Below are 14,121 nucleotides of genomic sequence, written 5' to 3' on the forward strand. Positions count from 1 at the left end.
ACCGTCCCGACCAGAATTCCCTACAACAAAGCCCGGGCCGAAAGGTCCGGGCTTTATTGTTTTCAGCCAGTCAGGAAATTCTTGTTGTTCGCTGTTGTCTCAATCACAACCTCATCGGTTCGATCCTTAAGACTGACGCCGGATATCCCCAGCCGTCTCGACTCACGCATCAGATAGAGAAGTCGTTGGCTCGCTTGCTCAAAGCTCAAACCGTCTGGCCGCACGTTGGAGATGCAGTTACGGCGAGCATCGCTCAAACCTCTCTCCGGGCCCCAGGTCAGGTAGATTCCCAAGCTGTCGGGTGAGCTGAGCCCCGGCCGCTCACCGATCAATACAATCACTAAACTGGCTCCCAGGCAGCTCCCAATCTCGTCACCTATGGCTACTCTACCCTGCTCTACAATCGTCAGGGGGGCGAGTCGCCAGGTTTCAGATTCTCCTTCCAGATCTTGCAGTAACCGCGTAACCATGGGCTCCGCATTGTTCTGGATGGCAGTTGATGACAGCCCATCAACAATCACAATGGCAACAACGGGCGCTTCCTGGCCCGGAGCCTGATAACTGGCAAGATGCTGCACCGACTCCTGCGCAAGTGCCCGCCCCAGATCCGGGCGCTGGAGGTAAGTCAGCCGGTTTTCGGCCTGGCTTTTGAGCAATAGCGGGGAGTTGCCCGGCAATGCTGCCGGTGATTCCCTGAGGACTCCCACCAGGCGCTGCACATCCAGCGGAAAGTAAACAGCGTCCCTCGCCTGGGCATGAGCGAGCTGGAACTTGAGTAGCTCCTGTGTAGGCAGGCTTATTCCAGCCCGTCCCAGGCCAATTCTGGCAGCGGTGAACCGTCGCAGCACTCGCCATACATTTTCGGTAACAAGCGACTTTGTTTCAGCCATCACCAACGTCCCTTTTCAGAGCCTTCAGTGGTGCTTTGAACCTGTCTGGTAGCAGCCGGCTTGGAGTGTAGCGGCCGCCGTTCTCGAAAATCTGCATGCGAACCAGCCAGTCCTCGAATTCCGGAGCAGGTTTCAGATCAAGGACCCGCCTTGCATAGAGTGCATCGTGGAAAGAGGTAGTCTGGTAATTCAGCATGATGTCGTCGGAACCGGGGATACCCATGATGAACGTGCAACCCGCCACACCCAGGAGGGTAAGGAGGTTGTCCATATCGTTCTGGTCGGCTTCAGCATGGTTGGTGTAACAGACGTCGCACCCCATGGGCAGGCCGAGCAACTTTCCGCAAAAGTGATCTTCCAGCCCCGCCCGAATGATTTCCTTGCCATCAAACAGGTATTCCGGGCCGATGAAGCCAACAACCGTGTTGACCAGCAGCGGGTCGAAGCGCCGCGCCACCGCATAAGCCCTGGCCTCACAGGTCTGCTGATCAATGCCGTGGTGGGCGTTTGCCGATAGCGAGCTGCCCTGCCCGGTCTCAAAGTACATTACATTGTTGCCAACCGTGCCTCGCTTCAGCGAAAGCGCCGCATCCCGGACCTCTGCAAGCGTCGCAAGATTGAAGCCGAAGCTGCTGTTGGTGGCTTCGGTGCCACCGATGGACTGGAAAACCAGGTCCACGGGTGCGCCCTGATCAATCGCCTCCAGCGTATTGGTCACATGGGTGAGCACACAGGACTGGGTAGGGATATCGTATTTCTGAATGACATCGTCCAGCAGACTCAGCAACTTGATGGTCTGGCTGACGTTGTCTGTTGCCGGGTTGATGCCAATCACCGCATCGCCGTTACCGTACAGCAGACCGTCCAGAATACTGGCGGCAATGCCTGAGACATCGTCGGTGGGGTGGTTTGGCTGCAGGCGGGTAGACAGGTGACCGGGCAAGCCGATGGTGTTGCGGAACGCGGTGGTCACCTGGCACTTTTTCGCGACCAGAATGAGATCCTGATTCCGCATCAGCTTACTGACCGCCGCGACCATTTCCGGGGTCAGGCCATTCCGAAGCCGCTCGAGGCTTTCTGGTGTGGCATGATCGCTCAGCAGCCAGTTCCTGAAATCCCCCACCGTAAGGTGCGATATGGCTGCAAATGCGTCCTTATCGTGCGTATCCAGTATCAGGCGGGTGACTTCGTCCTGCTCATAGGGGATCAGCGCCTCGGACAAAAACTCTGTCAGTGGCAACTCGGCCAGGCGCATCTGGGCAACAACCCGTTCTTCGGCTGATTCGGCGATAACACCTGCGAGCCGGTCTCCGGAGCGCGCCGGTGTAGCTTTCGCCAGCAGATCCGCCAGGCCCCTGAACTGCCAGGTACTCGCACCAAGGGTGTAGGTATAACGTTTAGCCATTTCCTTTCCCACGCCAGCTCAGTACCCAACCACTGTCCCGGATCAGGAGACCGCTAGCCGAAGTGGAAAAAGGCCAGCTTGTTACCATCCGGATCTTTCACGTAAGCGCCATAAAATTGATTGGGAATCCGTTGCCCCGGTTCACCGTCGCAGGTCGCACCCAGTTCAATAGCTTTTCTGTAATACGCATCAACGGCTTCCTTGGAGCCCGGCGGAATGGCGACCATGTTACCGTTACCAGGATGGTTGGGCTCACCGTCATAAGGCGTGCATACGGCCAGCATCGGAGCCTTCATACTCTCGCCGATGAACGCGAGCCTGCCAATATCCAACAGCTCTTTCGCACCGAGGCCTCCAAGCAGTTCAGTATAGAATTTCTTGGCCCTTGCCATATCACTGACGCCAACCGTTACATACCCAAGCATAGTCTCTTTCTCCATTGAAGTTGAATTCTACTTTACATTACGTAGCGACCACCAAAACACATCATCAACACGGCCCATCCACGGTTCAACCACAAAAAAACCGAAGGCAAACCTTCGGTTTTTTTGGTCGGTACTCTGTTGGATCGGCTTATCGAACGGGGCTGTTAAGCACATCCAGGACGTCTTCAAGCTCCGTAATCATTTGCCGGATCAGCTGTTTGTACTGTGACGTGTCGTCCTTTACCTCATGGCTGCTGAGCTTCTGCTTGGCGCCACCAATGGTATAGCCCTGATCGTAAAGCAGGCTGCGGATCTGGCGGATGGTGATAACGTCGGCACGCTGGTAGTAGCGGCGATTACCACGGCGCTTGACCGGAGACAGTTGTGGAAATTCCTGTTCCCAATACCTGAGAACGTGCGCTTTTACCGCGCAGAGTTCAGCAACTTCACCAATGGTAAAGTAACGTTTACCCGGTATTGTGGGTAGCTCGTTGTTATGACTGGGTTCCAGCATACGCTTCAACTTTCTGTTTTAGTTTTTGCCCCGGGCGAAAGGTAACAACACGCCGTGCACTAATAGGTATTTCTTCACCAGTCTTCGGGTTCCGCCCTGGCCGCTGCTTCTTGTCGCGCAGATCGAAGTTGCCGAATCCCGACAGTTTCACCTGTTCGTTATGGCTGAGAGCGCCCCTGATTTCGTCGAAAAAAGCTTCTACCATTTCCTTGGCTTCGCGCTTGTTGAGCCCCAATTCCTCGTACAAGCGCTCCGCCATTTCCGCTTTCGTCAAAGCCGCCATCTGTTAACTCCTCAGTGTTGCCTCCAACTCTTCCTGCAATGCCTCGATGACACCGTTGAAGAGTGAATGCACCTCTTCTTCATTGAGTGTGCGCTCGGGATGCTGCCAGAACAGGCTGAGGGCAAGGCTGCGATTACCTTCACCCAGGCTCTCACCTTCATAAACATCAAACGCACGCAAAGCTGTGAGGTGCTCGCCGGCGTGCTTTTTTGCCACACGTTCAACGTCTGCAAACCCCACATCGCTTCCGATAATGATAGCCAAATCCCGCCGAACTTCAGGGAATTTCGAAATATCTTTGAAATTAGGCACATATCCCGAAACGATCGAATTCAAGGATAGCTCAAACATCAGAATCGTGCCATTAAGTTCCAGTTTTTTCTGAACTTGTGGGTGCAATATGCCGAGCCAGCCTACATGTTCGCCATTCCGCAGTAATTCAGCCGTCTGGCCTGGGTGCAGGGCCGGGTGCTGGCCAGCAAGAAACTGGACCTCGATTCCCAAAAGACGGAAAAGACTTTCAATCTCTCCTTTTACATCAAAGAAATCGGCATTTCTGCGACCATTTGCCCAGTTTTCTGGTAGCTGACTACCAACGACCGCACCGGCGAGCATGGGCCGTTGATCTATACGGTCGCCATCCTTCACAAACCTGAGGCCGGTCTCAAACAGTCGAATGCGTGGTTGCTGCCGGTTCTGGTTGTGCGCCACGGTCTTGAGCAGTCCGCTCCACAGCGTGGTGCGCATGACCGACAGATCAGACGAGATCGGGTTCGCCAGTGCAATGCCCTCTCGCTCAGGATCAACCAGATTCTGCACCTTGGGATCAACAAAACTGTAGGTAATCGCTTCCTGATAACCACAAGAGACAAAATAATCCTGAATGGCGGAAACCGGTCGAACCGCCTCCTGCTGAGGTCGCAGGCCGAGGGACCCCTTTGGTTCCGTAACAGGCAGATTGTTATAGCCGTAGATCCGGCCAATCTCTTCAATCAGATCTTCTTCGATACTGATATCCGGGCGGAAACTGGGTACATGCACACGCCAGCCATTCTTCAATAACTTGTCGATACGCAAACCCAGCCGTGTCAGGATTTCTTCTACCGTGGTCCGGCCGATTTCCAGCCCCAGAACGGCAGAAACACGCTGCTCACGAAGATCCACTGTGCGATCGATCGGAAGATCCTGCTGGCTGACCACTTCCACAATATCACCGGGCTCACCACCAACAATCGACATCAACAACGCCGTGGCCCGCTCCATGGCATCACGGGCGAGCTCAAAGTCCACACCCCGCTCAAAGCGGTGTGAGGCATCGGTATGAAGGCCGTAGTGGCGGGCCTTGCCGGCCAGGGTGATCGGATCGAAATACGCAGCCTCGAGGATCAGGTCCCGGGTTTTTTCGCTGACACCCGAGTGCTCCCCCCCCATCACGCCTGCGATGGCAATTGGCTTGGCGTGATCGGCAATGACCAGGGTATCAGCGGTTAATTCCACTTCCTGACCATCAAGCAGCACCAGCTTTTCATCCGGTCTGGCCATGCGGACGACGATGCCCCCATCGATCTCGTCGCGATCAAACGCATGCAGAGGCTGGCCAAGCTCAAGCATGACATAGTTGGTCACATCCACAGCCGCGTCGATGGAACGAATGCCAGAGCGACGCAGCTTTTCCTGCATCCAAAGGGGGGATTCAACGCTCAGGTCCACATTGCGCAGAATCCGGCCCAGGTATCTTGGGCAGCCTTCGGGAGCCTTTACGGCAATCTCCGGCACGTCAGAGTGTACTGCTTCCACAGGTGTGATCTCGGGGCCTTCCGCCACCAGGCTGTTCAACACACCCACCTCACGGGCGATGCCTTTAATGGAAAGGCAGTCACTGCGATTCGGTGTCAGGTCCACGTCAATAGTGACGTCGTTCAGTTTCAGAAACTCAGTCAGTTCCTGGCCCACCGGCGCATCTTCCGGTAATTCCATCAACCCATCGTGATTTTCCGACAGTCCCAGTTCAGCTTCCGAGCACAACATGCCTTCAGACGACTGCCCACGCAGTTTTGCCTTCTTGATCTTGAAGTCTCCCGGCAGCACCGCACCCACGACCGCAAAGGGTACCTTGAGCCCATCACGGACATTGGGCGCACCACAAACCACTGACACGGCCTGTTTTCCGTCGCTTACCTGGCAAACCCGCAGTTTATCCGCATCCGGGTGAGGCGATACGGAAACCACTTCACCCACGACGACGCCACTGAACTTGCCGGCTACCGGCTCAAATCCGTCAACTTCCAGCCCCGCCATGGTGATCTGGTCCATCAATGCCTGGGTATCGTTCGCCGGATTGACCCATTCCCGTAGCCACTGCTCACTGAATTTCATGGTATCTGCCTTGTCCTGATGCGGTTTGCCTGTCTATTTGTTTACCGTAACTACCTGTTCAGCGGAACTGCCGCAGGAAGCGGAGATCGTTCTCGAAGAACATACGCAGGTCGTTCACGCCATAGCGGAGCATGGCCAGGCGTTCAACGCCGAGACCAAATGCAAAGCCACGGTACTCCTCGGCGTCGATACCGCAGTGTTCGAATACTTTGGGATGAACCATGCCGCAGCCCATCACTTCCAGCCACTTGATGCTGCCATCCTCTTCTCGACCCCATTCGATATCCACTTCCGCGGACGGTTCTGTGAATGGGAAGTAGGAGGGGCGGAAACGGACTTCCAGATCGCGCTCGAAAAACACCCGAAGAAATTCTTCTACGGTGCTCTTGAGATCGGCGAAACTGACGTCCCTCTCTACCAAAAGACCTTCCACCTGGTGGAACATGGGCGTGTGGGTCATGTCGGAGTCACAACGGTAGACCCGCCCCGGGCAGATCATACGGAACGGCGGCTGGCCATCTTCCATGGTACGGATCTGTACCGGAGACGTGTGCGTCCGCAGCAACGTGCCCGGATCGAAATAGAAGGTATCGTGCATGGCACGAGCGGGATGGTGCCCGGGAATGTTCAGGGCTTCGAAGTTGTGATAATCGTCTTCAATTTCCGGCCCCTGTTCCACGGTATAACCCGCACGGGAGAAAAACTGCTCGATGCGTTGCAGTGTCCGGGTCACCGGGTGCAGGCCACCGAGGTCCTGGCCGCGGCCGGGAAGGGTCACATCAATGGATTCACTCGCCAGTCTCTGCTCAATTGCTGCGCGCTCCAGGTCTGTGCGACGTGCGTTGATGGCCTGCTCTACCTGCCCCTTGGCTTCGTTGATTTTCTGGCCGGCAGCCGGGCGCTCCTGCGCAGACAGTTTGCCCAGTGTCTTTGCCTGTTGGGTAATCACACCCTTCTTGCCAAGGTATTCAACACGAATCTGATCCAGTGCCTGTAAGCTGTCGGCACTTTCAACCGCCGCCAGACCGTCCTGAACGAGTTGATCCAGGTTTTCCATTGACCCTGCTCCAATCCAGAAATGGAATCGCTCTAAACAAAAATAGGGGAAGAGCGCGCCCTTCCCCTATCAGAAGACATCTTCATGGACCCATGGAGACGCCTGAATCGATCGGTAACCGATGAAAGAGCTAAGCGATCACAGAGACGCTTTTGCCTTCTCAACAACAGCTGTAAACGCTTGCTGCTCGTTCATGGCCAGGTCAGCCAGAACTTTGCGATCGATCTCAACATTGGCCTTCTTAAGGCCAGCAATCAGACGGCTGTACGACAGGCCGTTGGCACGGGCGCCAGCATTGATACGGGCGATCCACAGTGCGCGGAATGAACGCTTGCGGTTACGGCGGTCACGATAAGCATACTGACCTGCTTTGATAACCGCCTGCTTGGCTACACGATAGACGCGACTACGCGCTCCGTAATAACCCTTGGCCTGATTCATGATCTTTTTGTGACGACGACGTGCTACCACGCCACGCTTTACACGAGCCATACTTTAATCCTTCTACCTTTAAACCTTTACAGGAATGATTAGCGGCTGAATCAGCACGCCGTCATACGCTTGATGGAAGCAACATCAGACTTGGCAATCAGCTTGGTACCGCGGAGCTGACGCTTACGCTTGGGGCTCTTCTTGGTCAAGATATGACTGGTGAAGGACTGCTTGTGCTTGAAGCCAGTGGCGGTTTTCTTGAACCGCTTGGTAGCTCCACTTTTGGTTTTCATCTTGGACATTTTTTAAAACTCCGCATTCTGTTTTTAGTAAGATCAGGTGTTACTTCTTCTTGCGGGGAGCCACAACCATGGTCATCTGGCGGCCTTCCATTTTCGGCCGCTGTTCTACCTGGGCAATCTCTTCAATATCCGCTTCAATCCTGTTCATGAGCTTCATACCAATTTCCTGGTGTGCCATCTCACGCCCACGGAAGCGAATAGTGAGTTTGCCGCGGTCCCCGTTTTCAAGGAAACGTACCAGGTTGCGTAGTTTGACCTGATAATCCCCTTCTTCAGTTCCTGGACGGAACTTAAGCTCTTTGACCTGGGTCTGCTTCTGCTTTTTCTTTGCAGCAGCCTTGGCCTTCTTCTCATCGAAGATTTTCTTGCCGTAGTCCATTATCTTACAGACGATCGGATCGGAATCCGTAACCTGAACCAGGTCAAGAGACGCTTCTTCTGCCTGCTTGATTGCATCTTCGATCGACACTACGCCGACCTGGTTGCCCTCTGCGTCAATAAGGCGGACTTCAGTTGCGTCAATATTCTCATTGATCGGCGCCTTTGGTGTACGCCCCCGATTCGCTCGCTGTTTAATAATCAGATCTCCGTTTTGGTTCTGCCTTTGCGGTTGATTTCGTCAGCCATCAGCTGCTCAAACGCGTCCAGCGATAAAGTCCCCAAATCTTCACCTTTACGGGTTCGCACCGCAACGGCATTGTTCTCGACTTCTTTGTCGCCGACAACAACAAGGAAAGGGACTTTGTTAATAGTATGCTCGCGGATTTTAAAGCCGATCTTCTCGTTTCTCAAGTCAGCATTAACCCTATAGCCAAGAGAATCCCACTTTTTCGCAAGATTCTGGCAATAATCACGCTGATTATCGGTAATATTCAACACCGCAATCTGCGTCGGGGCTAACCAGGTCGGGAAGGAACCTTCGTATTCTTCAATCAGAATACCGATAAAGCGCTCAAAGGATCCCAGTACCGCCCTGTGCAGCATAACAGGCGTTTTGCGCTCTGAGTTATCTGCCACATACTGCGCACCCAGGCGCCCCGGCATGGAAAAATCAACCTGAATGGTACCACACTGCCATACCCGGCCGATGCAGTCTTTCAGGGAAAACTCGATTTTCGGGCCATAAAACGCGCCTTCGCCTGGTAATAGCTCCCAGTCAACGCCCTCACGATTCAGAGCCTCTTCCAGAGCAGCTTCCGCCTTGTCCCAGACTTCGTCTGAGCCAACACGCTTTTCCGGCCGGGTTGAAAGCTTGTAGAGAATATCGGTGAACCCGAAGTCCTTGTAAATCTCATGGAGCATCTCAATGAAGGACGATACTTCCTGTTGAATGGCGTCTTCCTCACAGAAAATGTGAGCGTCGTCCTGGGTAAATCCACGCACCCGCATCAGGCCATGCAAGGCACCGGACGCTTCGTTGCGATGGCAGGAGCCAAATTCCGCCAGGCGCAGGGGCAAATCCTTGTAGCTCTTCAGGCCCTGATTGAACACCTGCACATGGCAGGGGCAGTTCATTGGCTTGATGGCGTAGTCATGCTTTTCCGACTCCGTGGTAAACATGTCGTCCTTGAACTTGTCCCAATGCCCGGACTTCTCCCACAGTGACTTGGAAACCACTTGCGGGGTTTTGATCTCAAGGTATCCATGGTCATGCTGCTTACGGCGCATGTACTGCTCGATTTCCTGGTACAAAGACCAGCCATCCGGATGCCAGAACACCATGCCCGGTGCTTCTTCCTGCATGTGAAACAGGCTCAGCTTCTTGCCGATCTTGCGATGGTCCCGCTTTTCCGCCTCTTCCAGGCGATGCAGATAGGCCTTCAGGTCTTTCTTGTTGCCCCAGGCGGTACCGTAAACGCGCTGCAACTGCTCGTTGCTGGTGTCTCCGCGCCAGTAAGCGCCGGCCACCTTGGTCAGTTTAAACGCCTTGAGCTTACCGGTGCTGGGCACGTGCGGGCCACGGCACAGGTCGATAAAATCGCCCTGGCGGTAGAACGACAGGTCTTCATCGCCGGGGATATCCTCGATAATGCGGACCTTATATTCCTCACCCATGCCATCAAACAGGCGCACGGCTTCATCGCGGGACATCAGTGAGCGTGAAACAGGAATATCCTGTTTGGCCAGCTCTTCCATCCGGCTTTCAATCCGGCTCAGATCTTCATTGGTGAATGGCCGGTCAAATTTGAAATCGTAGTAGAACCCGTTGTCCACAACCGGGCCGATGGTGACCTGGGCGGAAGGAAACAATTCCTTCACGGCCATGGCCAGCAGATGGGCAGTGGAGTGGCGGATAATATCAACGCCGTCTTCGTCCCGCTCGGTAACAATGGCGAGATCAGCGTCTTCGTCAATGGGATAGCTGGTATCAACCAGCTTGCCGTTAACACGGCCGGCAATAGCGGCCTTGGCAAGACCGGCCCCGATATCTGCGGCGACATCGTGAACGGTTACAGATTCAGCAAAACTGCGGTGGCTGCCATCAGGCAGGGTAACAACTGGCATAGTTAGCTCCTTGAGTCCCAGAGGTGATCCGTACCAAAGACCACATGTTGACGGTTGGCCGCGATACAAACCGCGGACCGTTGCGCGCAGGAGTTTAACAGAAAAAAGCCCGGCAGGTTAATGCCGGGCTTTCAACGCTACTTATCCGAGGTCATAAGCGCTGGCCTCCTCAGGCGTTCGCCGCCTTAACTGACCAAATGCAACAAGGCCGAGCAGGATAAGCGCTGGAATGAACATGAGTTCTTTTGGCGGGCGTTCAAGTTCGACCTGCACTGAATCGACCGTCCAGCCAAAGCTGATACCGGCATCCTCTGCAGGGCTTCCGAAGCCAACAAAATCAACCACCATCCGCTCACCATCAGGTGACAACTCGAGACCAGCTTCCTTTAACCTTGCTTCCGGGGTCTCGGCATCAGGCAGCGGCAAGCTGAGATAGGTAGACCTCTCATCACCATCCAGCGCCATACCGGATGTCTGGACTATGATGGACTCACCGGCGGGGACGTTCTCGACATGCTCGACGATTTCCGCTCCTGGCCGGTCTTCGGTTGCCGGGTACACCATGTCCCACCAGTACCCCGGACGAAACAGAGTGAAAGTGATCAGTAGAAGCAGCGCTGTCTCCCATTTGTAGCTCTTGGTGAACCAGTAACCCTGCGTCGCCGCCGAGAAGACCAGCATGGCGGTAACCGCACTGGCTATGGTGATCAGCAAGTCCACCCAACCCGTCAGCCCGATCAGCAATAACTGGGTATTGAAGATGAACATGAACGGAAGAATGGCCGTGCGGATATCGTAGGTGAACCCCTGAATACCCGTTCGTATCGGGTCCGCACCGGATATTGCAGCCGCCGCGTAGGCGGCCAGCCCAACGGGCGGCGTATCATCCGCAAGTATGCCGAAGTAGAACACGAACAGGTGAACCGCAATAAGCGGAACCAGCAGGCCATTTTCAGCACCAAGAGTCACTATAACCGGCGCCATCAGAGTGGAAACCACGATGTAGTTGGCTGTTGTGGGCAGCCCCATGCCCAGGATGAGACTGATAATGGCGGTGAAAATCAGCATCAGCAGCAGGTTGCCCCCTGAGATGAACTCCACGAACTGGGTCATCACCAAGCCGATACCGGTCAACGTCACTGTACCCACCACGATGCCAGCGGTCGCGGTAGCCACACCAATACCCACCATGTTCCGCGCGCCTGTCACCAGAGAATGCATCAAATCGACGACGCCGGTTTTGGTTTCCGCAAAAAAATCACCCTTCTTGCGGAAAATAGCCTTCATCGGCTGCTGGGTGATCACGATGAAAATCATGAACACCGTAGCCCAGAAGGCAGACAGTTGGGGAGAGAAACGCTCGACCGTCAGACACCAGACCAGCACCACCACTGGCAGCAGGAAGTAGAGGCCGGTTTTCACGGTTGACCCGACATCCGGAAGCGTGTCCATCGCGGACTCCGGATCGTCCTGCTCAAGTTCCGGGAAGCGGGTGGAGTACCAGACCAGTCCAATGTAGACAGCAAGCAGCAAAGGCCCCAGCACCCACACAGCCGACTCTCCAAGCACAACCTTGAGCCAGCCAATGCCGTAATAAACAATGAGCGTGAGAGCGCTCAGGCCAAGCAGAATCACCACCCAGTTCAGCATACGCTGGGCCAGTGTCGGACGATTGGGACGCTCAATACCCTTCATCTTGAGCTTGCAGGCTTCCAGGTGAACGATATAGATCAATGCCACATAGGAGATCATCGCCGGTAATATGGCGTGCTTGATGACTTCCAGATAGGAAATCCCGACGTACTCAACCATCAGGAAAGCCGCCGCGCCCATAATGGGCGGGGTCAATTGACCATTGGTCGAAGCAGCCACTTCAACAGCACCGGCTTTGGTCGCCGGGAAGCCAACACGTTTCATCAACGGGATGGTAAAGGTACCGGTAGTTACCACATTGGCAATGGAAGAGCCGGAAATGACACCGCTCAAACCACTGGATACAACGGCAGCCTTGGCGGGCCCGCCACGCATGTGTCCCAACATGGCGTAGGCAACCATGATGAAGTAGTTACCTGCCCCGGCCCTTTCCAGCAGTGCACCGAAGAGAACGAACAGGAAAACGAAGCTGGTAGACACCCCCAGGGCAACACCGAAAACACCTTCCGTGCCCAACCACATGTGGGACGAAAGCTTTTGCAGGCTGGCGCCTTTATGAGAGATCACATCCGGCATATAGGGGCCGGCCAGGGCATAGACCAGAAAGACGCCGGCCACAATCGTCAACGGCAGGCCCAGGGCGCGGCGGGTAGCCTCCAGCAGAAGCACGATACCACCAAGGGCAACGATCAGGTCCTGGGTAATGGGAGCGCCTGGACGCGTCGAAAGCTGTTCATAAAAGAAGTAAAGATAGGAAGCTGAAAAAGCCGCGGCCAGTGCAAGAATCCAGTCATAGAATGGAACATGATCAACATGCCTGCCCCGAATCATCGGGTAAGCAGCAAATGCCAGGAAAGTGGCGAACGCAAGGTGGATAGATCTAGATTCCGTTGAGTTAAAAACGCCAAACTCGACAATATAAGGAAGTGGCGAGGCTATCCAGAGCTGAAAAAGGGACCAGAGCAGGGGGACAACGAAAAGTATCCTGGCAGCCATGCCAGTTGCAGCTCTTCCACCGGTTTCGGTCTGGAGCACCTCTGCAACTTTTGAGCTGTCCACATTATCCCCGGCTCTCGGTTCGCTATTGGCCATAGCTGGGTCCTGTAGAATATAGCGGGTCGGAGATCAAAACACCGCAGACAGAGTTGCCTGCGGTGTTGTTTTACCGGTTACAGGATCAGTCGATCAGCCCGGCTTCTTTATAGTATTTCTCGGCACCTGGGTGCAGGGGCGCACTCAAGGCGTCGGATACCATTTCTTCCTTGTTCAGGACGCCAAACGCAGGATGCAGACGCTTGAAGCTGTCAAAGTTTTCGAAAACGGCCTTGACCACTTCGTACACGACATCATCCGAAACATCGGTCGAGGACACGAATGTTGCCGCAACACCGAAAGTGGTGGTGTCATCGTCACTTCCCCGATACATACCACCCGGAATAACGGCTTGCCGGTAATACGGATTGTCTTTGATCAGCGTTTCGGTCGCTTTGTTGTCAACACTGACGATCACGCTGTCACAGGAAGTAGTCGCCTCCTTGATCGCACCTGAAGGGTGACCAACTGTATAGAAGAAGGCATCAATGTTGCCATCACACAAGGCCTGGGATTGCTCAGCGGCTTTCAGTTCCGCCGCCAGCGAGAACTTGTCCATGGTCCAGCCCATTTCATCCATCAGAACTTCTGCAGTGGCACGCTGACCGGAGCCCGGGTTACCAACGGAAACCCGCTTACCTTCAAGATCCTCGAAGGTTTTGATACCTGATCCCTTGCTGGCTACAACGGTAAACGGCTCCGGATGGAGCGAGAACACTGCGCGAAGCTTTTCGTTCTTTCCGTCTTCCTCAAACTGGCTGGTGCCGTTATAGGCGTGGTATTGCCAGTCAGATTGAGCAACCGCCAGATCCAGTTCGCCCTGACGAATCGCATTCAGGTTATAAACCGACCCACCGGTACTCTCGACGGAGCAACGGATTCCATGTTCTTTACGATCCATATTAACCAGCCGGCAAATTGCTCCGCCCGCCGGGTAATAGACCCCGGTTACACCACCGGTGCCGATGGTTACAAATTGCTGCTCCTGCGCGCTTACCGCCGTTGAAGTCGCTCCGAAGCTGACTGCGGCTGCCACCGCGAGTGCGGAAAATTTCTGTTTTAGTGCCATGACTTTTCCCTTTTGTGTTCGTTATTGCTTTTTCTGGCCTGCGTGTTCACACAGACTCTTTCCACGTTCGCCTTAAAACATAGACCAATTCCGGTCATAAAGAAAGCCAGGATTAGCA

The 14,121-nt window shown here is 54.6% G+C and carries 13 protein-coding genes; all 13 read right to left on the reverse strand.

Annotated elements, in window-relative coordinates; all coding sequences use genetic code 11:
• Positions 1-62: 62 nt before the first annotated feature.
• The gene (eutC, locus tag M8010_RS08775; protein ID WP_250090471.1) at positions 63-890 is read right to left on the reverse strand and encodes an ethanolamine ammonia-lyase subunit EutC; all 828 of its coding nucleotides are present in this window, start codon (positions 888-890) and stop codon (positions 63-65) included.
• The gene (locus M8010_RS08780) at positions 883-2,295 is read right to left on the reverse strand and encodes an ethanolamine ammonia-lyase subunit EutB (RefSeq protein WP_250090472.1); all 1,413 of its coding nucleotides are present in this window, start codon (positions 2,293-2,295) and stop codon (positions 883-885) included. The genes eutC and M8010_RS08780 overlap by 8 nt, the downstream gene beginning before the upstream one ends.
• 53 nt (positions 2,296-2,348) lie before the next feature.
• A complete protein-coding gene (locus tag M8010_RS08785; RefSeq protein WP_250090474.1) occupies positions 2,349-2,720 on the reverse strand; it encodes a VOC family protein in 372 nt (123 codons plus the stop codon).
• A 148-nt stretch (positions 2,721-2,868) separates the two neighbouring features.
• Entirely contained in the window at positions 2,869-3,234 is a 366-nt protein-coding gene (locus M8010_RS08790) for a MerR family transcriptional regulator (protein ID WP_250090475.1), read from the reverse strand.
• Positions 3,215-3,517, reverse strand: a complete 303-nt coding sequence (gene ihfA, locus M8010_RS08795; protein ID WP_007151838.1) for an integration host factor subunit alpha — start codon at positions 3,515-3,517, stop codon at positions 3,215-3,217. Before ihfA ends, M8010_RS08790 begins: the two co-directional genes overlap by 20 nt.
• 3 nt (positions 3,518-3,520) lie before the next feature.
• Positions 3,521-5,893 carry a phenylalanine--tRNA ligase subunit beta gene (pheT, locus tag M8010_RS08800; RefSeq protein ID WP_250090477.1) on the reverse strand — a complete coding sequence of 791 codons (2,373 nt, stop codon included), beginning with the start codon at positions 5,891-5,893 and terminating at the stop codon, positions 3,521-3,523.
• 58 nt (positions 5,894-5,951) lie between these two features.
• Positions 5,952-6,950, reverse strand: a complete 999-nt coding sequence (gene pheS, locus M8010_RS08805) for a phenylalanine--tRNA ligase subunit alpha (RefSeq protein WP_250090479.1) — start codon at positions 6,948-6,950, stop codon at positions 5,952-5,954.
• Between the two features lie 138 nt (positions 6,951-7,088).
• Complete coding sequence (gene rplT, locus M8010_RS08810) at positions 7,089-7,442, reverse strand: 50S ribosomal protein L20 (protein ID WP_027831417.1); 354 nt, start codon at positions 7,440-7,442, stop codon at positions 7,089-7,091.
• 50 nt (positions 7,443-7,492) lie between these two features.
• A complete protein-coding gene (rpmI, locus tag M8010_RS08815; RefSeq protein ID WP_250090481.1) occupies positions 7,493-7,684 on the reverse strand; it encodes a 50S ribosomal protein L35 in 192 nt (63 codons plus the stop codon).
• 40 nt (positions 7,685-7,724) lie between these two features.
• Positions 7,725-8,267 (reverse strand): translation initiation factor IF-3, encoded by a 543-nt coding sequence (infC, locus tag M8010_RS08820; RefSeq protein WP_250091149.1) that lies wholly within the window; start codon positions 8,265-8,267, stop codon positions 7,725-7,727.
• The gene (gene thrS / locus M8010_RS08825) at positions 8,264-10,189 is read right to left on the reverse strand and encodes a threonine--tRNA ligase (RefSeq protein WP_250090483.1); all 1,926 of its coding nucleotides are present in this window, start codon (positions 10,187-10,189) and stop codon (positions 8,264-8,266) included. The genes infC and thrS overlap by 4 nt, the downstream gene beginning before the upstream one ends.
• Before the next feature lie 141 nt (positions 10,190-10,330).
• The gene (locus M8010_RS08830; RefSeq protein ID WP_250090485.1) at positions 10,331-12,934 is read right to left on the reverse strand and encodes a TRAP transporter permease; all 2,604 of its coding nucleotides are present in this window, start codon (positions 12,932-12,934) and stop codon (positions 10,331-10,333) included.
• Between the two features lie 85 nt (positions 12,935-13,019).
• Positions 13,020-14,003 carry a TAXI family TRAP transporter solute-binding subunit gene (locus M8010_RS08835; protein ID WP_250090487.1) on the reverse strand — a complete coding sequence of 328 codons (984 nt, stop codon included), beginning with the start codon at positions 14,001-14,003 and terminating at the stop codon, positions 13,020-13,022.
• Between the last annotated feature and the right edge of the window lie 118 nt (positions 14,004-14,121).

Source organism: Marinobacter sp. ATCH36 (genome assembly GCF_023555055.1).
Taxonomy (GTDB): domain Bacteria; phylum Pseudomonadota; class Gammaproteobacteria; order Pseudomonadales; family Oleiphilaceae; genus Marinobacter.